We start from the raw sequence: 21775 nt of genomic DNA on the forward strand, positions 1-21775 counted from the left end.
CCTCTTTTCGATGCCCGCTAGCGCGTCAGCTGCTTCAGATAGAAGAGCGTCTGCAAGGTCGGCAACACCTGGTTGATCAGGCGGTTGAACTGCACCGCGCCCGCCGTGCCCACGTAGACCACGTCCTGCGGACGCAGCTGGAATTGCGTCGAGAGCAGCAGCGAGTCTGGCTGCGACATGTCGAGCCGGAAGATGTCGGGCCGCGCCGGATTGCTGCGCGCGCCGCGCACCACGTAGATCTGGCGCACGTTGGCGTCGGTGTCGAGCACGCCGCCCGCCAGCGTCAGCGCATCGGCGATCGACGCGCGGCCGCGCACCATGTTCACCGGCATCGGCGTCTTGACTTCGCCCATCACGAAGATGCGGCTGTCGTAGCGGTCCGGAATGTTGATGATGTCGCCCGATTGCAGCATCACGTTCTGCGAGATGTCGCCGCGGTCCAGCACGCTGTTGGCGTCGAGCACGTACAGCTTGCCGCCGCGCGTCAGCCGCACGCGCTGGAGGTCGGCCTCGGACGTCGTGCCGCCCGAGCGCGTGATGGCGTCCACCAGCGTCAGCGGGACGTCGCTCACGGCGAGCGGACCGGGCTGCTTCACTTCGCCCGTCATCGCGATCTTCTGGCTGCGATACGCCAGCACGCGCACGTCGAGTTGCGGGTTCTTGATGTACGGCGCCAGCGCGGCCGCCAATTGGTCGCGGATCTCGCCGGTCGTCTTGCCCGCCACGCGCACGCTGCCGACGAACGGAAAGAAGATAGTGCCGTTCGGCGACACGGTCTGGCCGTAGGGGTCCGCCTGTCCCGGCAGCGCCTGCGTGTAGGGCTGCCGCAGCGCGCCCGCGACCGTCTGCGTAGTGTTGCCGCCGGTGGAAAGCGTGCTGCCTTGCGGCGTCGTCAGTTCCGGGTGATCCCACAGCGTCACGCCGAGAATGTCCTGCGGTTCGATGCGATACACGTACTGCGCTTCATCGGCGAAACGCGCGGGCGGCAGCGGCTGCGTGACGTCCGGCGCCGCCTGTTCCTGCGCGATGACGTCCGCCGTGATGAGATGCACCGGATAGGTCGCGGTGGGCGTCAGATCCTTGTCTTCGAGCCGCGAGGTATTGAGGAAATTGCCTGGCGCCGTGCTGCACGCCGACAACAGCGCCGACATGAAAGACGTCAGCAAAAGAACACGGGGTATTAGCATATTTTGTCGAGCCATCCAAGCACCAGCCGTTCGATCAATCCAAAGCTCTCGCGATAGACCGCGTCATGCGCGCCGTAAGGGTCGGCGACTTCCGCGTCTTCCCATTTGCCGAGCAGATGCACCTTGCCGCGCGTGGTCGGCGCGAGTTGCGTAACCGCGCGCATCTGGCTGCGCTCGGGCACGAGGATCAGGTCCGCGCCGCGCGCCATGCCGCGGTCGAAGCGCCGCGCGCGATGCTGCGACGAATCGAGCCCCTGCTCCGCCAGCAGCCGCTGCATGGCCGGGTCGATGTCCTCGCCTTCGTGGGCGTAGAGCCCGGCCGAACGAAACTCCATCGGCCGGACGCCGCGCCTTGCCAGATGCGCGCGGAACAGCACCTCCGCAGTCGGGCTGCGGCAGATGTTCGCGTGACAGACGATCAGGACGCTTCCGAACATCGGCGCGTTATGCCAAGCCCGCCACGCTTGCCGGCACGGCGGCCTGGCTCATGCGCGTGCCGCGTCCGATCGCGTGATACTCGATGCCCATCTCGCTCAGCGTCTCCGGTTCGTAGAGATTGCGGCCGTCGAAGATGACGGGGTGCCGCAGACGGCGCTTGATCGCATCGAAATCCGGGCTCTTGAACACCTTCCATTCGGTGACGATCACGAGCGCATCCGCGCCGTCGAGCGCATCCTTGTGGTTCGCCGCATAGGAGAGCCGCGCGCGCGCTTCGGGCTGGCCCTGGAGGTCGAGTGCGAAGACGCGGCGGGCTTCGTCGGTCGCCACCGGGTCGTATGCGACGACCTTTGCGCCGCGCGCCAGCAACGCCGCCGCGAGCACGCGGCTGGGGGCGTCGCGCATGTCGTCGGTATTCGGCTTGAACGCGAGGCCCCACAGCGCGAAGGTGCGGCCCGTGAGGTCGTCGCCGAAGCGCCGCACGATCTTGTGCGTGAGCGTGTCCTTCTGCGCCTCGTTGACGTCCGACACCGCCTTCAGGATGCTCATGTCATGGCCGAACAGCGACGCCGTCTGGATCAGCGAACGCACGTCCTTCGGAAAGCACGAGCCGCCGTAGCCGCAGCCCGCATAGAGAAAGTCATAGCCGATGCGCGGATCCGAGCCGATGCCGCGCCGCACGGCCTCGATGTCCGCGCCGACGCGGTCCGCGAAATTCGCCAGCTCGTTCATGAAGGAAATGCGCGTCGCGAGCATCGCGTTGGCGGCGTACTTGGTGAATTCGGCGGACTGCACGTCCATATACAGCGTGCGTTCGTGATTGCGGTTGAATGGCGCGTACAGGCGCTTCATGCGTTCGCGCGCGCGTTCGCCGGGCACGTCCTCGTCGCAGCCGATCACGATGCGGTCCGGCCGCGTGAAGTCCTCGATCGCCGCGCCTTCCTTCAAAAACTCCGGATTCGATACGACCGAGAACATGTGCTCCACGCCGCGCGCGTCGAGCTCGTACTGGATCGCGGCCTTGACGCGCCGCGCGGTGCCCACGGGCACGGTCGATTTGTCGACGATGGTCTTGAAGCCGTTCATGTAGCGGCCGATGTCGCGCGCCGCCGCGAGCACGTATTGCAGGTCGGCGGAACCGTCTTCATCCGAAGGCGTGCCGACCGCGATGAACAGCATCTCGCCGTGCTCCACGGCCTGCTGCACGTTGGACGTGAACGCGAGGCGGCCGGCTTCGCGATTGCGGTCGATCACGTCCTGCAGGCCCGGCTCGTGAATCGGCATGCCGCCGCCGTTGAGAATGGCGATCTTGCGCTGGTCGAGGTCGAGACACAGCACGTCGTTGCCGATGTCCGCGAGGCACGCGCCCGTCACGAGCCCCACGTAGCCGCTGCCGATGATCGTCAGTTTCATGATCCAACTCCAGGTGTTGATGATTAGGCCGGTTGCACGGACCGGACTCAGTAGGCGTTCGCGCCCGCGAAGCCCTTCCACAGCGTCATCGCGACAATCTTCATGTCGAGACCGAAGGTCCAGTGCTGCATGTAGTAGAGATCGAGCTTCACGCGGCCCGACATCTTCTCGATGCGGTCCGTCTCGCCGCGAAAGCCGTTGACCTGCGCCCAGCCCGTGATGCCCGGCTTGATGCGGTAACGGTGCATGTAACCCTTGACGAGGTCCTTGTAGATGTCGTCGTGCTCCAGCGCGTGCGGGCGCGGACCCACCACCGACATCTCGCCCTTCAGGACGTTGATGAATTGCGGCAATTCGTCGAGACTCGTGCGGCGCAGGAACGCGCCGATCTTCGTCACGCGCCGGTCGCCGCGCTGCGCCTGCGTGATCTGGCCGGCGGCTTCGTGATGCAGCCGCATCGAGCGAAACTTGTAGATCCTGAATTCACGGCCGTCGATGCCCTTGCGCCGTTGCCGGAAGAACACCGGTCCCGGCGAAGACAGCTTCACGCCGATGGCGATCGCCGCCAGCAGCGGCGCCAGCGCGATCAGCACGCAGGCGGCGAAGACGCGGTCGAACACGCGCTTGGGCAGCACCTTGACGTCGGTGATGGGCGAGGCGGCGAGGTTGATCGCGGGCACGCCGAGCAGATCGACCACCGCATGACCGAAGAACGACAGGCTGCGCACATCGGGGATGAAGCGCACGTTGACGAAGTCGTCGCGGAACTCGGTCACGATGCGGTGAATCGTCGGCTCCTGCGAGATGGGCAACGCGAGCCACAGTTCGCGGACGGCGCGCTCGCGCACATGTTCCGCGAGCAGGCCGAAATCGCGTTCGATGCGCACGCCCAGCAGCGCGTCGCCTTCCATCGCGGCATGCGAGGCGGCTGGGCCTGCGCCCGGATCGAACACGCAGACCGGGCTGAAACCCGCGTCGGGACGGCCGCGCATCTGCTCGATCAGGAACGTCGCATACGGCGCCGAGCCGATGATCGCAACCGTCTTCTGGTTGAAGCCTTCGCGCCGCAGCAGCTTGAGGGTGGTATGCACCAGCGCCTTCGAGACGATCAGCAGGCCCACCGTGCAAGCCGCCCAGTAGGCGAGCCAGCCGCGCGACAACGAGTCCGCGCGATGAATGCTGAAGGTGAGCAGCACGCCCGCGCTTTCCACCAGCAGCCACGCGAAGGTCGCGCGCAACAGCAGGTCGTAGACCGGCTTGCCGCGCCAGGACTGATAAATCCCGAGCGCCGGAAACGTCATGATGCTCAGCACGCAGGAAAAGCCGAGCAGGGTGCGTTCGACGTCGTCGAGCCAGACGAACTCGCCTGAAGCGAGCGCGGCGGCAAGCAACGCGCCGAACACTGCCATGGCCAGATCGGCGACTCTCGATATCACACTCAGCATTGCATTCCCCTCGGGACGAAAGCACACGTTTATCTGTTGTGCGCGTCATGTCGGTTCGCATGACGCAGTGCATGCGTGATATGGAACTGGAATAAATATGGCGCTGCAACACACAAAATATGCGGCTTCAATCAGGCGGATTTATTTGCGGTTTTTTTATGGGTGAGCGCCTTTGTCCGTGGCGGTTGCGAGCGATATCGGCATGGGGGAGAAATAAATCGCGCATGCCATTGAGATGCTTGTGCGCATCACGAAGAACGCGGATTTTTGATTCGTTTTTTCCTTTTAACGCGCGGTTTTCTCCATGCTAAATATGGCGGGTCCGCTTTTGCGATCACGCGCCAGGAGGCAAACCATGAATGCAACAGACACCGCGCTTGCGAGCGCATCCACGATCGACGCCGGCATCGGCGTACGCCTCAGCATTCAGCCCGTGATTCTCGCGGGCGGTTCCGGCACCCGCCTATGGCCGATGTCGCGCGAACACTTTCCGAAGCAGCTCATCGGGCTGATCGGCGAACAGTCGCTGCTGCAGGCCACCGTCAGCCGGCTCGACGGTCTCTCCGCCGCCGGATTGCGCGTCGCCGATGCGGTGGTCGTCTGCAACGAGGAACATCGCTTCACCACCGCCGAGCAGTTGCTCGGCCAGGGCCGACGCGCGCGGCTCGTGCTCGAACCGGTGCCGCGCAATACCGCGCCCGCGCTCACGGTCGCCGCCATGCACGCGCTTCGTGAAGGCGAAGACGCCGTGCTCGTCGTGATGCCGGCCGATCATGTGGTCGCCGATCAGGACGCGTTCCATCGCGCCATCGGCGAAGGTGCGCGCTGTGCGGAAGCGGGCGCGATCGTCACGCTGAGCGTCGTGCCGACCCACGCCGAAACCGGCTACGGCTACATCAGGATGGGCGCCGCGCTGCCGGGCCAGCGCGCGTGCAGTCTCGAACGCTTCGTGGAGAAGCCGCATCTCGAACTCGCGCAGCACTATCTGGCTTCCGGCGAATACGGCTGGAACGCGGGCATTTTCATCGTGCGCGCCTCGACCTGGATCTCGGCCATCGAGCACTATCAACCGGCCATGTATGCGGCCTGCGTGGCGGCGTTCGAAGGCGGCGACGACGATGGCGAATGCCTGCGTCTAGAACGCACGGCGTTCGCGTCGTCGCCGTCGGATTCAATCGACTATGCCGTCATGGAGCACATCGCCAGCGAGCGTGGCGACGACCACTTCATGGGCGCGGTCGTGCCGCTGGATGCAGGCTGGTCGGACGTGGGTTCGTGGGACGCGATCTGGAACATCCTGCCGAAGGACGATGCCTCGAACGTGGCGCGCGGCCGCGTGATGTTCGAAGGCGCGACGTCCACCTATGCGCATTCGGAAGGTCGGCTGATCGCCTGCGTGGGCACGCGCAATCTCGTGGTCGTGGAGACGGCGGACGCCATTCTCGTCGCGGACAAGTCCTGCGCGCAGGACGTCAAGGCCATCGTGGGACGCATCAAGTCGGAGCGCGGCCGTGAAGCCGCCGATCATCGCAAGGTGCACCGGCCGTGGGGGCATTACGATTCGGTGGATCAGGGCGACCGCTTCCAGGTCAAGCGCATCGTCGTGAAGCCGGGCGCGCGCCTGTCATTGCAGATGCATCATCATCGCGCGGAGCACTGGATTGTCGTGCGCGGCACCGCGCTCGTCACGCGGGGCGGCGAGACCTTCATCCTCGCGGAGAACGAGTCCACGTATATTCCCATCGGCGTGCAGCACCGGCTGGAGAACCCGGGCAAGATGCCGCTCGAAATCATCGAAGTGCAGTCGGGAACGTATCTCGGCGAAGACGATATCGTGCGCTTCGAAGATACGTATGGGCGTCAGTGAAGTGACTTTTTGAGGACGCGCGGGGCGCGCCGGTGGATGCGGGTCAAAGCCCGCTTTCGGCCGCCACGCGCTCCTCGCCGGCATGGACTTCGCGCGCCGCCCGCGCCACGTCCGCGCGCGTGGCTTGCGCGGCGATCCAGCGCCGCGCCCATTCCAGCGCATAGCCCCTTGCCTCTTCCCTCGACTTGAAGCGCGGTCCGATGAGCCCCGAACGCTCGACCCGGCGACCGTCCTTCACGATCTCCGCCCAGCCGCGATACATGCCGCCGGACACGTCGCGCGCGATCGGATAGATGCTGTAGCCGCGCGGGTCGCCGACCGGCGCGCAGGCCGGCTCGAACGGCGCCGGGGTTTCATATGGCCGCGCGGGACGCGGCGCGCGAACGCGCGGCACGATGGCCGGCGACGCGCTGGCCTGAGCGACATCGCGCGCTTCAGGCAAACGGCGCGGCACGCCCGCGACCCGGCCGGGCGGCAGGACATCGCGCGACTGCCACGACTCGGGGTTCTGCCAGAACACGCCTCTCAGACGGTCGCAGTCGTACGTTGGCGCGACCGGGCGCGGCGCGGTCTCCACGACGGGCTGACGCGGCACGTAGGCGAAGGAGCGGCCGGCATTGGCCAGCACTTTGACGATTTCGATCAGCGTGCCGTTCATCTGCCAGTCGACAAAGCGACGCCGGCACGTAGGCACGGTCGGATAGTGACTGGGCAACTTCGACCAGGTTTCGCCGGTCGTGAGAATCCACAACACCGCATTGACGATGGTTCGCGGATGCGCCCGGGGGCGGCCGCGACGGTGTTCGCGCACCTCGCTTTCGCCGATCAGAACCGAGACCATCGCCCATTCGTCATTGCTGAGTTCATTGAAAAACATTGCTTTGCTCCATGCAGTCGGACTTCGCTGCGGATATCGGACGTCGCGCTGATGAAATCAGAGGAAAGCCGCACAAGTCCGGCTCCCTGCACACTCTGCCCAAGGATCTCGAGGGTCTCGCAAACGTTTGCTCAAACAACAAAACGGTGCACCCGGTGAATGGTCAATCTCTCATGGTGCAGGAGATGACTCAATTCGGCGCACGATGCCTGGTCTCGCTCGTGTATGAAGATATAGTGCAGGAAGCATACCATTACTAAGGTTTGCCCGAATATGACAAACACCTAGGTTTCCGTCGACGTTAAGATTTTTTTCGCTTAACACTACTCTTTAGCGAATAAGCGACCCGGGACGGGACTCGGCGGGCCGGTTTTCTTGCGCCGGGAGACGGTTCTTGAGCCGCAGAACAGGCGCTTCGATGAACCGCCAGGACAGTTTGGCAAGCATCAGCGTTAGCAGAAACGAAGCGGCGAAGCTTGCCGCATGCGCCCATCCCGGTGTGCCGGACGACCCGAACAGGGCGGCCACCCGGGTGTTGCGGGTGAAGTCCGGCATGAAGCCGTGATAAAGATAGAAGCCATAGCTGATCTTCCCCAGCGCCGCCAGCGGCTTCCATTCGAGACATCCCAGCAGCATGGCGCTTCGGCTGCATGCAACGGCGCACACAAAGGCTGCGATGCATGCCCCATAGGTCACATAGAGCGCGGTGAAGCGCAGCGGGTCGGCCATGCGCTCCCACGCGGGCTCGACGCCGCACATGAACGCGATGCCTCCAGCCAGCGCCAGCGCCACGGGCAGCGAGCCCAGACAGTGCCTGATGGTCGCGTTCCGGCGCACCCATGCCCCGCCGATACCGCCGAGCGCGAACAGCCAGAAGTTCGCGAGCGGATGCGTGTAGATCACGATGTCCGGCGTTTGCACCGCCTTCATCCATAGCAGCGTGACGACGCCCGCGGCGCAGATCGCGCCGCAGATCCGCGTGTGCCATTTCGCGCCGATGGCCAGAAGCAGCGGTGCGAAGAACACATAGAACTGCTCTTCGACCGACAGGCTCCACAGATGCGAATAGCGTCCGGGCCAGTAGTGCAGAATATCGGCGATCCAGAAATTGGACAGATAAGCGAAATGAAACGGCATGCCGCGGGCCAGTTCAGGACCGGCGAGCCCCGCTGTCATCAGAAGCGCCAGCGTGACGAGCAGCAGATAGTAGACCGGGAAGATCCGCAGCGTGCGCCGGTAGAGAAAGCGCTTGAGTTCGGCGCTGAAGGAACTCGCGCCGGCATCGACGCGCCGCCGTTGCGTCGTCAATATGTCCGCGATCAAAAAACCACTGAGCGCGAAAAAAATCCACACACCGAGGTGTCCAAGCCCGCTGTCTGCCGCCATGGCCTTGTGATGGATGAAGACCAGCAGGACGGCAAGCGCGCGCAGGCCGTCGAAGCCGCGAATTCTTTCGTTCATGATTGCGCCCGGTCGATGATGTCAGACGCGGCCGCCGAGGCCGCTTCGCGAGCGCCCTATGCTAGATCGTGCAAAACAAGAAAAAAATCCTTGGCGAATTTCTTTAGCGCGCCGCGCAATCGGCTTAGCACTTGTCTTTGGATTTTTTTTAACGCCCTGAAGCATTTTCTTTGCAAAGTTTTTGACGGAGACTCGATCGCCTCAAGCCGGCATGCGCAGGACGCCCGCCCTACACTCATTGAAAGGCTTTTTGATGAAAAATCATGTTCAGGAGCTGACCGGATTGCGCTGTGTCGCGGTCATGATGGTGGTCATGGGTCATGCACAGCACATGATCCCGGGCGGCTATCGCGGTGCGCTCGCGCCCTTGCGCCTGTTCTCGGACGGGCGTCTTGGCGTGATGATTTTTTTCGTCCTCAGCGGCTACCTGATCACCGGCATCCTGAAGGCCGAATGGCAGTCCAGCGGCACCTTGCGCCTGGCGCCGTTTTACATGAAACGCGCGCTGCGCATCTGGCCGGCGTTCTATACCTACCTTGCCGTCATTGCGTTGCTGTCGTTCGCCGGGCGGGTCGATGTCGATCCCAGCCAGTTTGCGGTGGCCGCGCTGCATGTCTGGAATTTCTCCGGCGTCGCCGGCATGAGTTCGATCAACGCGCTCCACCCCGACGGCGCCTGGTATCTCGGCCACTTCTGGACGCTCGCGCTCGAAGAGCAGTTCTACTGGTTCTGGCCGCCCCTGCTCTATTTCATTCTCGGACGCGGCAGCCAGCGTGCGCTCGTCGCTCTCCTCGTGCTCGTGCCGCTCGTCAGGATCGGCACGTACTTCGCCTGGCCGGGCCTGCGCGGGCAGTTGAGCATGATGCTGCACACGGGTATCGATCCGATCCTGACCGGCTGCTTCGTAGCCCTCAACCGCGATGCGCTGAAAGCGCGCGTCGCGATGCTTCCGTGGGGCGCGCTGCTCCCGTCCGCCGCGGTCCTGCTGCTGCTCTTCGGCATGCCCGTGCTGCACGAGCGGTTCGGCGGCCTCTGGAGCGCAACCTACGGCGCAACGGTGGAAGCGGCGCTGGTCGGCTTCGTGATTGTCGTGCTGATATCGCGCAAGGCGTTCTGGTTCTCGCGCCTGTTGCGCAGCGCACCGTTTGTGTACATCGGCACGATTTCGTTCAGCCTGTATCTATGGCAGCAGTTGTTCAGCGACATTCACTCGCCGGTGGCGTATCGCTTTCCGCTGGGCATCGTCGGCGCGCTGGTTGCGGCAAGCCTCAGTCATGTGCTGATCGAAACACCCTTCCTTCGTCTCAAGGATCGCCTGACGATGCGCAAGCCCGCGGGCGTGTACCCGTCCGCGCAGGCCGAGGGATCGAAATGAGTGTTTCGCTCCGACGCCAGCCAGACGCTTCGTGCACAGCGGCGTCCCATCACGCTCATTCGCGCGGCCCGTAATCCAGCTTCGGATACCAGTCCTTGCCGCGTCCTTCGGGCGTCATGTCGAGCACGTTCCATAGCGGCATCAGATCCGGCGCGCCGCGCGGATCCTCGCCCGGATCGACGGTATCGAAATCCATCTCGCCGCTCCAGAATTGCCGGATCACGCCTTCGCGGCGCGTGAACACATGGAGCGCCGGTTCATCGCCGCCTTCCTTCGACAGCGCGAAATAATCCTGGCTGAACGCGCCGTTCAGGTCCGAGAAGAGACGCAGGTGGCGCCAGCCACGCTCCTGCGCGAACGCGGCAAGCCGTGCATACGGCGAACGCGCGATCACCGCGAGCCCGATCCGCTGGCCGATGTCGCGCGCCTCGCCCTCCCATGCGGACAGCAGCGACGTGCACATCGGACAGGGCCGCTCGCGTTGCGGCCCGAACATCCAGCTGTAGGTGACGAGCGTGTCCTTGTCGCCGAACAGCGCGGCAAAATCCACCGCGCCCTGCGCCCCTTCGAAGCGGTAGTCGCCGTTCACTTCGCCGCCCGGCGGCAACGCGCGGCGCAGCTGCGCGACGCGCTCGATCTGCCGCCTCAGTTCGATCTCCTCGGCCAGCAGCGCGGTGCGCGCCCGGCGATACTCGGCGCTTTCATTGGGCAGCCGCATGGTGGCGCGCTGTGCGAGTTCAGCGGCGGGAATGAGGGTGCTTGCCGTGCTCATGTCGCTCATGTCGATTCTCCTTCAGTGATTCAATCGCGATCGGGCGCGCCGAGGGGAAACAATCCGCGATACGGCCGGGCTTCCTCCACCGCCCGCGCAAACGAAGGCCGCGCCAGCAGCCGCTTGCGATACGCGATGACGTTCGCCAACCCAGTGTCGATGCGATGCACCCAGTCCGCGTAGAACAGGAACGGCGCGGCGCCGCAATCGGCGAGACTGAACGCGTCGCCCGCCGCCCATTCGCGCGAAGCCATCAGGCGGTCGAGATACGCATACGACGTGTCGAGCATCGCGCGGGCATCGGCAACGCCGCGCGCATCGCGCTCGGGCGCGGTCCGCATGGCGTCGAAGACGATCTTCTGCTGCGGCGTCGCCACGTAGTTGTCGAAGAAGCGGTCCATCCAGCGCACGTCGAGCGCGGCGCGCGGATCGGCGGGAAGCAGCCGCACCGGCCCAGGATGAAAGCATCCCAGATATTCGATGATCACCGTCGCTTCCATGACCGGCCGGCCGTCATCCACGAGCAGCGGGAAGCGCTTCATCGGCCAGAATTCGACGAGCTCGCGCATGGACTGCGGATGCTCCGGCGTCAACGCGCAATAGTCGAACGCCGTGCCGTTCTCGTACAGCGCGGTCAGCACCTTCTGGCAATAAGAAGAGAAAGGGTGGGCATACAGTTGCAGGGTCATCGGCTGATCTCCGGGCAGTTGGGCATGCTTACTCCTACGACGAGCATCCCGCGCCGGAATCGACATCGATCTGGAATATTTTGTGATGCGACGCAGCGCTGAACCTTGCGTTTCGCCGCGCCTGCCGCGCGGATCAACGCACACGGCCGTTCATGCATGGCAGCGATCCGGGTTGACCGACATCATGAGCCGCGACTAAAATCGCCCCACTTCAAAAAGCCCAAGGTGATCCTTTGGATACCTGCAGTAGTCGATCTTCGACCTGTTTCGCCGCCTGACCGCAGGACGCCGCTCCCCGCTTTTCTTCAAGCTCAGCCGCCGTCTTGCCATCGGGCAGACGGTGCGCGTCGTGGTTTTTTTCCTCGTGCACCCATTCGTCAGCGCCACCGGGCGCGATATCGCGATTCGCGCATGACACGCGTCGCCGTATCGCTATCCGTGCGCTTGCGTGCGCCGCTCCTGCGTCCGTCGCAGGACTGAGCGCGCGCGTCCGTAGTCATCCTGGCGATCCATCGGACCGCCGCTACGCGCCACCCATGGCGCACAGAGAAAACCATGAACCTGCTCCTGCTTTCGGACCTGCCGCGCGTCGAGGAATCCCGTCCGCATTACGACGCCATGCTCAACCTCGAACCCCGGGAAACGCGCTCTCAGAAGCTGACGCGGTTTTTCCGGCGCTTCACGTCGCGCCTGTTCCGGCGCGCCTAGTCACGCCTCCGACACGCTCGCGTGCAATCCTTGCCGGTTTGTTCCCGGAAAGCACCCGGCCTTCTGACCGATGCATCTCGACTTCACCTTGCGGCTGCTGGCCGCGTTCGCCTGCGGCGTCGCCATCGGATTCGAACGGCAACTGCGCCAGCGCACCGCCGGACTGCGCACGATCACGCTCGTCGCCAGCGGCGCCTGCCTGTTCGTCACGCTCGGCGTGCTGACGGGCAACGGCGTCGCGGGCGTCACGCAGATCGCCGCGTATGTGGTGTCGGGCGTCGGCTTTCTCGGCGGCGGCGTCATCATGCGCGAGAAAGGCTCGGTGCAAGGCATCAACACGGCGGCGACGCTGTGGTGTTCGGCGGCCGTCGGCGTGTTGTGCGGGTCGGGGCATTACGGGCCGGCCATCGAGGGCACGGGCATCGTGCTCGTCACCAACACCGTGCTGCGCGAAGTGAGCCGCATGATCAACGCGACGCCGGTGTCCAGCGCGGATTTCGTGCGCGAGTACGTGTTGACCGTCATCGGGCGGCAGGAAGACGAGATTCATATCCGCACGCAACTTTCGAACGCCATGGATGCGCAACCGCTGTCCTTCCTGAGCCTGACGAGCGAAGACATCGAGGACGCGCCGCCGCGCGTGCGCGTGACGGCGACCGTGCGCATGCATCCGAAGGATCAGGCCCGGCTCGAACGCATGGCAAGCCGCATGAGCATGGAGCGCGGCGTGTCGAGCATCAGCTGGTCGGGCAAGAGCGTGGAGACGGCTCCCGAATGATTACGGCGAACGGCTCTGTCCCATGCGTTCGCGCATCGCGTGACAGTGCTCGACAAGCTTGGCCTGCGAAACGACGAAGCGCTTGAGCGGCGTATCGATGTCATAGAACAGGATGTTCGCGATGAAGCCATACACGGCCGCGTCGATGCTCGCGGGCGCGGCGCCGAACATGAACGGTCCGTCCGCCAGCAGGTTCGTCACGGCCTGCAAGTCGCCGATGCCGCGCGCATACGCATCATCCGGCTCGTAGCGGCCGATGCCCTGATAACGGTAACGCTCGAAGTTGTAGTGCCGCGCGTGCTCCAGCACGTCCGGATCGGCGTCCGGCAGCGCCGCCAGAAGCGCGGCGCGGAACAGCGGCCAGTAACGGTCGTCGCGCCAGCGCGAGTAGGACATCACCCAGTAGAGATCGTCGAGCGTGCGGCGGACCAGCAGGTCGAGATCGTGTTGCGGGGGCGTCAGCGGATCGTCGAGCGTCAGCGCGTAGCGCCGCTTCAGGTGCGCGATGATGCTGTCGCTGTCGCCGATGGTCGTATCGCCATCGACGAGATAGGGCAACTGGCCGCGCGGCGCGGCGCTCGTATCGATCACATGACGAAGCTCGAAGGGCAGACCTGACAGTTTCAGGAACGCGAACACCTTCAGTCCGAACGGGTTGTTGTCTTCCAGGCCGAACAGCCCGGGATACGAATAAAGGGTGATCATCGGCGTCTCCGCAGGCGGCTTGAGCAAACGACGGGGCGGCAGGCGACGCCCTGCACGGACGCGCCAAGTCCGCTACGATGCCTGACTGGCCTTGCCGCTTCCCGTCCCATGGACGCACGGCTTGCGGCATGTCCGCACCCCGCGCGCACTACGCACAACACGCTCGAAAAATACTATGCCCACGCCGCCTCATGCCATCGGTTTTACACTCGATCCGCTCGACCGCGTGTCGCAGAAGCGTGACGACGACGCCTTCGTCGCCACGCTGCGCGACGATCCCGCCACGCGTTTCCTGCTGTTCGTGAACAACGTGCCGCTCTTCAAGCGCGCAAACGGACACGATCCCTTGTTCGATACCCGCGAGGCCGCCCGCTTCGGCACGCCGCTGCAAAGCGTGTTTCTCGGGCGTGAGGCGGACCGGCGCTCGCTGTTCGCGCGGTCCTTCGAAGAAGGCGCGGCGGAGTTGGCGGGCGAAGGCGTCGAAGCGGTCGAGCTGCGTCCGGTCGCGATGCAGGGACTGGTTTCGCCACTCATGATCAGCGCACTCGGCGAAGCGCGTTCGATGCTCGACTGGCATCGCCGCCACGGTTTCTGCGCCAACTGCGGCCAGCCAACCGATTCCGCCGGCGCCGGCTGGCGGCGCATCTGCGGCCATTGCCATGCGCAGCATTTTCCGCGCGTCGATCCTGTCGTCATCATGCTCGTGACGGACGGCGAACGCTGCCTGCTCGGGCGTCAGCCGCAGTTCCTGCCCGGTATGTATTCGGCGCTGGCGGGGTTCATCGAACCGGGCGAGACCTTCGAGCACGCGGTCTATCGCGAAGTACTCGAAGAAGCGGGCATCCGCTGCACGGACGTGCGCTATTACGCGTCGCAGCCCTGGCCGTTTCCATCGTCGCTGATGATCGGCTGCTTCGCGCGTGCGACCGAAACGGAGATCGTCGTCGATCAAAAGGAACTGGAAGACGCGCGCTGGTTCACGCGCGCCGAAGTGGCCGGCATGCTCGACGGCACGCATCCGCAAGGACTCTCGGCGCCCAAGCCTTTTGCCATCGCGCATCACTTGCTGAAAGCTTTCGCCGCTGGCGAGCTGGATTGAACGGCGCGCACGTTCGCGGCGCGCGCCGGGCGTTCGGTGCAGAATGCCCGGGGCTGCGGCGCGGCATGCAGAAGCGCAAGCAAGGACATTAATCAGACACCGGGTGAACGACATGAACGTGAAAGACGGCGTCCAGATCTGGCTGATCAGGCATGGTGAAACAGAATGGAGCAAGTCGGGCCAGCACACCGGCACGACCGATATCGCGCTGGCCGACGAAGGCCGCAAACAGGCGGCCGCGCTTGAACCGCTGCTGGCGTCACAGCCTTTCGATCTCGTGCTGACCAGTCCGATGAGCCGCGCCATCGAAACCTGCAAGCTCGCCGGTTTGGGCGAGCATGCGCGGGTCGAGCCGAATCTGCACGAATGGAACTACGGCATCTACGAAGGCCGCAAGACGCCGGATATCCGCCAGGAGATTCCGGACTGGTCGGTGTGGACCTCGCCCATTCCGCAGGGCGAAAATCTCGCCGATGTCGGCCGGCGCGCGCAGGCGCTCATCGACACGCTGCTCGGCACTGGCGCGCGGCACATCGCGCTGTTCTCGCACGCGCATTTCTCGCGCGTCTTCGGCGCGCAATGGGCGACGGGTTCGCCGTCACTGGGCGCGCATCTGACCATGGACACCGCCGCGATGAGCGTGCTCGGTTTCGAGCGCGACGTGCGCGCCATCGTCAAGTGGAATCTGTTGCCCTAGCCTGGTCGCGCTGTTGGCACCATTCGCGGTACGCGGAGAGCGTCGCTTCGTCGGGCGGATAGGTGCCGCGTAGCACCGCGCCATCCGCCACGCGCGCCGCGAGGAATTCCTCCAGACGTTCCTGCTCGGCCGCATCCCGTGCGACCTCCTCGGCCATGTGACGCGGCACGATCACCACACCATCCACATCGCCGACGACGATATCGCCCGGATACACCGCCACGCCGCCGCACGCCACCGGCACGTCCATGTCCACGGCGTGATGCTTCGCGAGATTGAGCGTCGCGCTCGCGCCCGCGCAGAACAGCGGCAGGCCGACATCGCCGATCGTGCCGCTGTCGCGCACGCAGCCGTCCGACACCATCCCGGCGACGCCGCGCACCTTGAGACGCATCGTGAGAATCGATCCCGTCGACGCAACGCCGCGCTCGCCACGGCAATCCTGCACCAGCACGCTGCCGGGCGGCGCGCTTTCGACCGCCTTGCGCTGCGGATGATCCGGGTTCTGGAACACGCCGACGTGGTCCAGATCCTCGCGCGCCGGAATATTGCGCAGCGTGAACGCCGGGCCGACCATGTTCGGCGCGCCGTTTGCGGGCTTCACCAGCGGCGCGACGCCTTGCAGGAAGACATTGCGCAGGCCGCGCTTGAAGAGCTGGGTCGTGAGCGTCGCGGTGCTGACATGGCGCAGCAGGTCGAGCGTTTCGTCTGAAATGGCGATGGTCTGGGTCATGGCGGGATCAGTGAATGTCGGGTTCGTCGGGCGTGGCGGGCAGTTGTTCCAGGAAGTCGAAATCGCAGCCCTTGTCGGCCTGGGTCACGTGCAGTTGGTGCATCACGCCGAAACCGCGCTCGAACGGCCGCTTCGGCGGCTGCCACGCGGCCCGGCGCGCGGCGAGTTCGTCGTCGCTTACAGCGAGATGCAGACGCCGCGCCGGCACGTCCAGTTCGATCATGTCGCCGTCGCGCACCAGCGCCAGCGGCCCGCCGACAAACGATTCGGGCGCCACGTGCAGCACGCAGGCGCCATAGCTCGTGCCGCTCATGCGCGCATCGGAGATACGGACCATGTCGCGCACGCCCTGTTTCAGCAGCTTCTGCGGGATCGGCAGCTGGCCCCACTCCGGCATGCCCGGCGCGCCCACCGGCCCCGCGTGTTGCAGCACGATCACGGAATCGGCGCTGATGTCGAGCGTTTCGTCGTCGATGCGCGCGGCCATGTCGGCGTAATCGCGGAACACCATCGCCGGGCCGCGATGCCTGAGCAGGCGCGCTTCCATCGCCGCCGGCTTGATGACCGCGCCATCCGGTGCGAGATTGCCCGTCAGCACCGCGAGGCCGTCGCAGGGCACGAGCGGGTTATCGCGGCGGCGGATCACGTCGTCGTTGAAAATCTCCGCGCCCGCGAGGTTCTCGCCCAGCGTGCGGCCATTCACCGTGCGCTGCGTGCCGTCGATCAGCGGACCCAGCTCCGCCAGCAAGGCCCGCAAGCCGCCCGCGTAGAAGAAGTCTTCCATCAGGTACGCGCCCGCCGGCCGGATATTGCCGAGCACGGGCGTCACGCGCGCCAGCTCGTCGAAACGGGCGGTCGTGAGCGGCACGCCAGCGCGCCGTGCAATCGCCACCAGATGCACGATCGCATTGGTCGAGCCGGACAGCGCCAGCACCGTGGTCACGGCGTTGTCGAATGACTTCGGCGTGAGTAGGTCGGACGGCTTCAGGTCGCTCCACACCATCTCGACAATGCGCTGTCCCGTCAGCGACGCATGCTGCGCATGCCGCGAATCCACCGCCGGTATCGAGGCGTAGCCCGGCAAGGTCAGGCCGAGCGCTTCGGCGGCGCTGGTCATCGTCGAGGCGGTGCCCATCGTCATGCAGTGTCCCGGTGAGCGCGCAATGCCGCTCTCGACGCCCTTCCATTCGTCCTCGCTGATCTTGCCCGCGCGCAGTTCGGCCCAGTACTTCCAGGTATCCGAGCCGCTGCCGAGCGTGCGGCCCTGCCAGTCGCCGCGCAGCATCGGGCCGGCGGGCAGAAAGATTGCTGGCAGGTTCATGCTGATCGCGCCCATCAGCAAGCCGGGCGTGGTCTTGTCGCAGCCGCCCATCAGCACGCAGCCGTCGAACGGATAGGAGCGCAGGACTTCCTCGGCTTCCATCGCGAGGAAATTGCGGTACAGCATGGTGGTGGGCTTCTGGAATGGCTCGGCGAGCGTCATCACCGGCATCTCGACCGGAAAGCCGCCGGCCTGCCACACGCCGCGCTTCACTTCCTCCACGCGCTGGCGGAAGTGCGTATGGCACGAGTTGATCTCGCTCCACGTGTTGAGCACGCCGATGACCGGCTTGCCCAGGTAGTCCGACGGGTGATACCCCATCTGCGCGGTGCGCGAGCGATGGCCGAACGAGCGCAGATCGTTCACGCCATACCAGCGATGGCTGCGCAGCTCTTCCGGCTTCTTGCGATGCGTGGTCAAGCGGTGTCTCCTCTTTTGCGGCGATATCCCGTGAGCCGTCTAGTGAAGTTTGAGCGGCACGGAGGCGAGCAGTTCGGAGAGTCCGAGCCAGAGAATCTGCACGCCGATGCAGAAGATCACGAAGGCGAACAGCCGCACGGCCACCTGCGTGCCAACCGTGCCGAGCAGCCTTTCGAGATGCCCAGCGAAGCGCACGCACACGTAAATGCTTGCGCACAGGATCAGCAGACCGAGGCTGACGCCCGCCAGATGCACCGGCTGCAGGCCGTGGCGCGGCGAGCCGGTGCCCAGCGCGATCGCAACGGCGATCGCGCCCGGTCCGACGGTAATCGGCAAGGTCAGCGGATAGAACGCCTTGGCGCGCAAGGACGCGCCGCTGCGCGGCTTGGGCGCGGTGTCGGCGGGATCGTCGGGGTCGGCGTCGGGGGCCTGGAGCAGCGTCCAGCCCGCCATCGCGACGACCAGCCCGCCCGCCACGCGCAGCACCGGAATCGAGATGCCGAAGAACGACAGCACATAAGCGCCGATGGACAGCGAAGCCAGCAGGATCGCAAAACTGTTGATGGCGATGCGCCGGGCGAGGTCGGCGCGGTCGGCGTCGCTGATGTGCGGCAGCATGCTCAGCACGACGAGCGCGGTGGCCGGCGGGTTGATGATCGGGAACAGCCCGGCGACGATCACAAGAACCGTCTTGGCGAATTCGTTGAGCATGGGCGTCGTGGTCCGCGTGTGTGTTCGTTATGAATCACGCTCGTGCAAGCCGGGACATTGTGCACGTCGAGCAACGCGCTGCGCCAGACAAACGTCCGTCGCCGGAAAACTCAGTCGAGATTGAAGGCGGTTATTTTTACGTCGGACTGCTTGCACGCCTTGTCGCGACAGACGCCGCCGAACCAGATCTCGCCGTTGCCGATCATCGCGCCCTGGTCGCGCACGAAGAGCGCCGCGTACTTTTGCCGCGCGACGATATCGACGAGTGTCGGCGTGAAAATGGACGGATAGCGCGCGATGAACTCGCGCTTGGTACGCAGCGTGGTTTCCGTGCCCGCGCGATGCACCGCGACCGGATACGACACCAGCTCCGCGACGGCTTTTTTGTCACCGGCCGCTACTGCATGCTGCAAGCGCTCGAAGAACGCCCGATACGGTTCGTGCGCGCCGAACAGCGCGTCCATGCGGGCATCGACATCGGTTTCGGTCTGTGCGCCTTGCGCGAAGCTGGCGGCGGGAAGCGCCAGCGTCGCAGCGAGCCCTATGCCGGCGAAAAGCCTGCTCCAGTTCATCCTGTCTCCGTGGTCAAGCGAACGGCGCCATGAGGACCAGCGCGCATTCGGTGAAAAACGAGCCGAGCCCCACGCCGATCAGCACGCGCGCGATGACCGTCCAGATGCGGTTGTTGACGTTGCCGGCGCAGCGCCACGCAAGCGCGCACCACAGGAGATACAGCGCGGAGCAGGCCGCGAACAGGCCCAGCATGGCGGGCCAGAACCAGACTGTCAGCAGCAGGAAGGGTTCGGGAGAGATGCCGCTGGCCCAGAGGTCGAGATAGACGAACCACCACGCGAGGTGAATGGGCACGCCAAACAACCACCAGATTTTCCAGAAGCGCTCTTCTCCGCGCCAGGCTCGACGAAGCATGCGTCACGTCAGAGTGAAGGAGGCACGCATTTTACCAATGGATGCGTGCCGCGCCGGAAGCGAAACCCGAATGATCGGATCGATCAAGCCGACAGGCTGCGGCGCCGGGCTTCCATGCGCGTGATGAGCCGCTGCAATACGCTTTCCGCCGCGCCCGAGAGCCGCGTGAAGCGGAAGCCGACGACATAACGCACATCGCCGCGCGGCGTGGTCACACTGCGCGGCGAGACGAGTTCGATATCGATCGACAACATGGTGCCCGGTCCCAGATGCAGCACGACGTCCTGGAACACGGTGCCGATCCCGGTTTCCGCGAGACGCGGCGCATCCATGCGCAGCGCGATCCCGCCGAGCGACAGGTCGTGAACTTCATAGCGGAACACCGCGCCATCGGCGAAAGCGCCTTTCGCGTAGTAGGGATCGAGAATCGGCGTCGGCACGCGGAAGTATTCGCGCCGCTGGAAGTGATAGAGCTTCTCGGGAAACGAGACCTCGAACGCCTGACGCCCTTCGTATTCGACGGCGCGCGCCGCCTGCGTCGTGAACTCCACCCGGACGCCTTCGGGCGCGGCCTTGAAATACAGTTGCCTGGCTTCGAGCAGCGCGCGGTTGTCGGATTCGACGCCGCCCCAGTCGAACACGATGCGCGCCTCACGTGCGTCCACTTCGAGCAATTGCGTGACGATTTGCCCGTGCGGGCTGGTGACGGTGAGCATGTCGCGGCGCAACACGAGATTACGCAGGACGACGGATATTTCGGCGGGGATTTGTCGCGCGAAGCGTTCGTGGTCTTCGGCGAATTTCTCGATGTCGGATGTATGCGGCAGTGACTCGGCGAGCATGGTGATCCAATCTAGTTATCGGTGTTGGGACAGCGGACAGCATGCTACTGCGAAACCCTCATACGGCATATGGTGCACTAAAAAAAACGCGGCCAGAAGGCCGGTAACAAGTAGATTTCACCGCCAATTCAGCGTTTTGCGGCTTGGTCAAGCCCATTTATTACGGTTTGCTTTCGCCCATGAGAAAGGCCGGGCGTCGTGCCCGGCCTATACATCACATCAGCTTGTCGACTTCGCTGGTCAGCGCGCGACGCCGCAACGGCGCGAGTGCCGCGCCGAGCCGTTCACCGTGTGCTTCGTTGATGACGCGACCGAGGATTTCGCCGAACCGCGGTTCGTCCACGCCCGACACGATGTACTGCCAGCGATACGCATCGAGCAAACCCGCATGCACACGCGCTTCTTCATCGGAGGACAGCGCGCGATCCAGTTGCATCACGAAGTAATGCGCGTCGGCGGCGGCCTGCGCCTGCAACATGCCGTCGATCGCGCCAACCAGATCGATCAGGTCGCCAATCGCGGCATCCCGTTCCGCCGCGCCGATGCGCGCGTCCTCGCGCATCCATTCCAGTTCGTCGATGATCGCGTGCTGCGACTCCTCTTTCCAGTGAAACAGGAAGATGTCCTTGAAGAGCGGCGACAGGCTGCTGTCGCTCTCCATGCTCTGGCGGTAATGCACCTGCGTGACGATCTCGATGCAGCACGTCAGCGCCAGAATCGACCAGGTGGATTTGCCGAGCACGAAACGCGCGACGTCGTCCGCATCCGGGACGAAGCGATAGCCGGGCGGCAGCGCCTCGGCCGCGAGCGCCTCGACGCGGCGGAACAGTTCCTGATGCTTCAGTTCCTCGTCGGTGAAGCGAACGATCGCTTCGAGCGCCGTCTGGTCCGACAGCGCATGCTCGCGGCCGACTTCGAGCATCTTCGCGCCGATGAAGCGCTCGATCATGCCGAACATGTTCGCGTAGGTCCGGCCCTGCACTTGCGACATCAGCCGGTGTTCGGACGCGCTCAGGAACGGCAACCGGTACACCTCGCTGAGACCATGCGGCATGAATGTATGGGCGGGATCGAAATGACGTCCGCGCAGTACGTCCTGATCGATATCCCAGCGGATGCGGCGGGACACTTCGATGCACTTCGCATAGCGCTGTTGCGTGCTGCGGGGCATGGCGTGTTGTGAGGTTTCGTTCAGAACGGCGTTCATGTGTGCGGACTCCGGATGATTCAGTGTCGATCAGGGCAGGCAGGCGGCGCAAAAAAAACGGCCTGGCGGGAATGAACAGATCGGCTGGTGGAATCTTGAATCG

The 21775-nt window shown here is 64.7% G+C and carries 22 protein-coding genes; 6 read left to right on the plus strand and 16 right to left on the minus strand.

Going from position 1 to position 21775, the window contains the following annotated elements:
• Nucleotides 1–17 precede the first annotated feature (17 nt).
• The 4 genes from QCE63_RS25840 to QCE63_RS25855 are packed head-to-tail and all read right to left on the minus strand — an operon-like array spanning nt 18 to nt 4483.
• Nucleotides 18–1202, minus strand: a complete 1185-nt coding sequence (locus QCE63_RS25840; RefSeq protein WP_309837047.1) for a polysaccharide biosynthesis/export family protein — start codon at nt 1200–1202, stop codon at nt 18–20.
• Entirely contained in the window at nt 1181–1624 is a 444-nt protein-coding gene (locus tag QCE63_RS25845) for a low molecular weight protein-tyrosine-phosphatase (protein ID WP_309817800.1), read from the minus strand. Before QCE63_RS25845 ends, QCE63_RS25840 begins: the two co-directional genes overlap by 22 nt.
• Before the next feature lie 7 nt (nt 1625–1631).
• Nucleotides 1632–3038 (minus strand): UDP-glucose/GDP-mannose dehydrogenase family protein, encoded by a 1407-nt coding sequence (locus tag QCE63_RS25850; RefSeq protein WP_309837048.1) that lies wholly within the window; start codon nt 3036–3038, stop codon nt 1632–1634.
• Between the two features lie 47 nt (nt 3039–3085).
• Nucleotides 3086–4483, minus strand: a complete 1398-nt coding sequence (locus QCE63_RS25855; protein ID WP_309837049.1) for an undecaprenyl-phosphate glucose phosphotransferase — start codon at nt 4481–4483, stop codon at nt 3086–3088.
• A gap of 355 nt (nt 4484–4838) precedes the next feature.
• Between QCE63_RS25855 and QCE63_RS25860 the strand changes: the two genes are divergently transcribed.
• On the plus strand, nt 4839–6350 hold the full coding sequence (locus tag QCE63_RS25860; protein ID WP_309837050.1) for a mannose-1-phosphate guanylyltransferase/mannose-6-phosphate isomerase: 1512 nt from the start codon (nt 4839–4841) through the stop codon (nt 6348–6350).
• Between the two features lie 43 nt (nt 6351–6393).
• Here the strand turns inward: QCE63_RS25860 and QCE63_RS25865 are convergent, their stop codons facing one another.
• Together QCE63_RS25865 and QCE63_RS25870 are read right to left on the minus strand one after the other, a co-directional pair.
• On the minus strand, nt 6394–7227 hold the full coding sequence (locus QCE63_RS25865; RefSeq protein WP_309837051.1) for a transposase: 834 nt from the start codon (nt 7225–7227) through the stop codon (nt 6394–6396).
• A gap of 330 nt (nt 7228–7557) precedes the next feature.
• Nucleotides 7558–8688, minus strand: a complete 1131-nt coding sequence (locus QCE63_RS25870) for an acyltransferase (protein ID WP_309837054.1) — start codon at nt 8686–8688, stop codon at nt 7558–7560.
• 253 nt (nt 8689–8941) lie between these two features.
• Here QCE63_RS25870 and QCE63_RS25875 point away from each other — a divergent pair, with 253 nt between their 5' ends.
• Nucleotides 8942–10063 carry an acyltransferase gene (locus QCE63_RS25875; RefSeq protein WP_309837055.1) on the plus strand — a complete coding sequence of 374 codons (1122 nt, stop codon included), beginning with the start codon at nt 8942–8944 and terminating at the stop codon, nt 10061–10063.
• A 55-nt stretch (nt 10064–10118) separates the two neighbouring features.
• On the opposite strand, the gene QCE63_RS25880 is transcribed toward QCE63_RS25875, so the two are convergent.
• The gene (locus QCE63_RS25880) at nt 10119–10835 is read right to left on the minus strand and encodes a DUF899 family protein (protein ID WP_309837346.1); all 717 of its coding nucleotides are present in this window, start codon (nt 10833–10835) and stop codon (nt 10119–10121) included.
• 29 nt (nt 10836–10864) lie between these two features.
• Entirely contained in the window at nt 10865–11524 is a 660-nt protein-coding gene (locus tag QCE63_RS25885) for a glutathione S-transferase family protein (RefSeq protein ID WP_309837056.1), read from the minus strand.
• A gap of 555 nt (nt 11525–12079) precedes the next feature.
• On the opposite strand from QCE63_RS25885, the gene QCE63_RS25890 reads away from it, so the two are divergent.
• Together QCE63_RS25890 and QCE63_RS25895 are read left to right on the plus strand one after the other, a co-directional pair.
• Nucleotides 12080–12232 carry a hypothetical protein gene (locus QCE63_RS25890; protein ID WP_309837057.1) on the plus strand — a complete coding sequence of 51 codons (153 nt, stop codon included), beginning with the start codon at nt 12080–12082 and terminating at the stop codon, nt 12230–12232.
• Between the two features lie 70 nt (nt 12233–12302).
• Entirely contained in the window at nt 12303–13010 is a 708-nt protein-coding gene (locus tag QCE63_RS25895; RefSeq protein ID WP_309837058.1) for an MgtC/SapB family protein, read from the plus strand.
• Here the strand turns inward: QCE63_RS25895 and QCE63_RS25900 are convergent, their stop codons facing one another.
• Nucleotides 13011–13715, minus strand: coding sequence for a glutathione S-transferase family protein (locus tag QCE63_RS25900; protein WP_309837059.1), 705 nt, complete (start codon nt 13713–13715; stop codon nt 13011–13013).
• Between the two features lie 175 nt (nt 13716–13890).
• On the opposite strand from QCE63_RS25900, the gene nudC reads away from it, so the two are divergent.
• Together nudC and QCE63_RS25910 are read left to right on the plus strand one after the other, a co-directional pair.
• Complete coding sequence (gene nudC, locus QCE63_RS25905; protein ID WP_309837060.1) at nt 13891–14814, plus strand: NAD(+) diphosphatase; 924 nt, start codon at nt 13891–13893, stop codon at nt 14812–14814.
• 112 nt (nt 14815–14926) lie between these two features.
• Nucleotides 14927–15511 carry a histidine phosphatase family protein gene (locus tag QCE63_RS25910; RefSeq protein WP_309837061.1) on the plus strand — a complete coding sequence of 195 codons (585 nt, stop codon included), beginning with the start codon at nt 14927–14929 and terminating at the stop codon, nt 15509–15511.
• On the opposite strand, the gene QCE63_RS25915 is transcribed toward QCE63_RS25910, so the two are convergent.
• The 7 genes from QCE63_RS25915 to QCE63_RS25945 all read right to left on the minus strand — a co-directional run bounded on the left by QCE63_RS25915 (nt 15489) and on the right by QCE63_RS25945 (nt 21672).
• Nucleotides 15489–16244, minus strand: coding sequence for a ribonuclease activity regulator RraA (locus tag QCE63_RS25915; RefSeq protein WP_309837062.1), 756 nt, complete (start codon nt 16242–16244; stop codon nt 15489–15491). The two genes, QCE63_RS25910 and QCE63_RS25915, sit on opposite strands and share 23 nt — an antisense overlap.
• Nucleotides 16245–16251: 7 nt before the next feature.
• The gene (gene araD, locus QCE63_RS25920) at nt 16252–17985 is read right to left on the minus strand and encodes an L-arabinonate dehydratase (protein WP_309837063.1); all 1734 of its coding nucleotides are present in this window, start codon (nt 17983–17985) and stop codon (nt 16252–16254) included.
• Nucleotides 17986–18024: 39 nt separating this feature from the next.
• Nucleotides 18025–18696 (minus strand): MarC family protein, encoded by a 672-nt coding sequence (locus QCE63_RS25925; protein ID WP_309837064.1) that lies wholly within the window; start codon nt 18694–18696, stop codon nt 18025–18027.
• A gap of 110 nt (nt 18697–18806) precedes the next feature.
• A complete protein-coding gene (locus tag QCE63_RS25930) occupies nt 18807–19268 on the minus strand; it encodes a hypothetical protein (protein WP_309837065.1) in 462 nt (153 codons plus the stop codon).
• Nucleotides 19269–19281: 13 nt separating this feature from the next.
• Nucleotides 19282–19623 (minus strand): hypothetical protein, encoded by a 342-nt coding sequence (locus QCE63_RS25935; protein ID WP_309837067.1) that lies wholly within the window; start codon nt 19621–19623, stop codon nt 19282–19284.
• 83 nt (nt 19624–19706) lie between these two features.
• Nucleotides 19707–20465: a flagellar brake protein gene (locus QCE63_RS25940; protein WP_309837068.1), complete on the minus strand. Its 759-nt coding sequence runs from the start codon at nt 20463–20465 to the stop codon at nt 19707–19709.
• Nucleotides 20466–20679: 214 nt separating this feature from the next.
• On the minus strand, nt 20680–21672 hold the full coding sequence (locus QCE63_RS25945; RefSeq protein WP_309837069.1) for a hypothetical protein: 993 nt from the start codon (nt 21670–21672) through the stop codon (nt 20680–20682).
• Nucleotides 21673–21775 lie beyond the last annotated feature (103 nt).

The sequence above is a fragment of the Caballeronia sp. LZ065 genome, assembly GCF_031450975.1.
Classification (GTDB): domain Bacteria; phylum Pseudomonadota; class Gammaproteobacteria; order Burkholderiales; family Burkholderiaceae; genus Caballeronia.

Bases quoted from the DNA above. Each gene is read 5' to 3' on its own strand.
- QCE63_RS25860 (WP_309837050.1), top strand. From the start codon at position 4,839: ATGAATGCAACAGACACCGCGCTTGCGAGCGCATCCACGATCGACGCC.
- QCE63_RS25935 (WP_309837067.1), bottom strand. From the start codon at position 19,623: ATGCTTCGTCGAGCCTGGCGCGGAGAAGAGCGCTTCTGGAAAATCTGG.
- QCE63_RS25890 (WP_309837057.1), top strand. From the start codon at position 12,080: ATGAACCTGCTCCTGCTTTCGGACCTGCCGCGCGTCGAGGAATCCCGT.
- QCE63_RS25855 (WP_309837049.1), bottom strand. From the start codon at position 4,483: ATGCTGAGTGTGATATCGAGAGTCGCCGATCTGGCCATGGCAGTGTTC.
- QCE63_RS25865 (WP_309837051.1), bottom strand. From the start codon at position 7,227: ATGTTTTTCAATGAACTCAGCAATGACGAATGGGCGATGGTCTCGGTT.
- QCE63_RS25895 (WP_309837058.1), top strand. From the start codon at position 12,303: ATGCATCTCGACTTCACCTTGCGGCTGCTGGCCGCGTTCGCCTGCGGC.
- QCE63_RS25945 (WP_309837069.1), bottom strand. From the start codon at position 21,672: ATGAACGCCGTTCTGAACGAAACCTCACAACACGCCATGCCCCGCAGC.
- nudC (WP_309837060.1), top strand. From the start codon at position 13,891: ATGCCCACGCCGCCTCATGCCATCGGTTTTACACTCGATCCGCTCGAC.
- QCE63_RS25915 (WP_309837062.1), bottom strand. From the start codon at position 16,244: ATGACCCAGACCATCGCCATTTCAGACGAAACGCTCGACCTGCTGCGC.
- QCE63_RS25930 (WP_309837065.1), bottom strand. From the start codon at position 19,268: ATGAACTGGAGCAGGCTTTTCGCCGGCATAGGGCTCGCTGCGACGCTG.
- QCE63_RS25925 (WP_309837064.1), bottom strand. From the start codon at position 18,696: ATGCTCAACGAATTCGCCAAGACGGTTCTTGTGATCGTCGCCGGGCTG.
- QCE63_RS25900 (WP_309837059.1), bottom strand. From the start codon at position 13,715: ATGATCACCCTTTATTCGTATCCCGGGCTGTTCGGCCTGGAAGACAAC.
- QCE63_RS25910 (WP_309837061.1), top strand. From the start codon at position 14,927: ATGAACGTGAAAGACGGCGTCCAGATCTGGCTGATCAGGCATGGTGAA.
- QCE63_RS25940 (WP_309837068.1), bottom strand. From the start codon at position 20,465: ATGCTCGCCGAGTCACTGCCGCATACATCCGACATCGAGAAATTCGCC.
- QCE63_RS25870 (WP_309837054.1), bottom strand. From the start codon at position 8,688: ATGAACGAAAGAATTCGCGGCTTCGACGGCCTGCGCGCGCTTGCCGTC.
- QCE63_RS25850 (WP_309837048.1), bottom strand. From the start codon at position 3,038: ATGAAACTGACGATCATCGGCAGCGGCTACGTGGGGCTCGTGACGGGC.
- QCE63_RS25875 (WP_309837055.1), top strand. From the start codon at position 8,942: ATGAAAAATCATGTTCAGGAGCTGACCGGATTGCGCTGTGTCGCGGTC.
- QCE63_RS25840 (WP_309837047.1), bottom strand. From the start codon at position 1,202: ATGGCTCGACAAAATATGCTAATACCCCGTGTTCTTTTGCTGACGTCT.
- QCE63_RS25880 (WP_309837346.1), bottom strand. From the start codon at position 10,835: ATGAGCACGGCAAGCACCCTCATTCCCGCCGCTGAACTCGCACAGCGC.
- QCE63_RS25885 (WP_309837056.1), bottom strand. From the start codon at position 11,524: ATGACCCTGCAACTGTATGCCCACCCTTTCTCTTCTTATTGCCAGAAG.
- QCE63_RS25845 (WP_309817800.1), bottom strand. From the start codon at position 1,624: ATGTTCGGAAGCGTCCTGATCGTCTGTCACGCGAACATCTGCCGCAGC.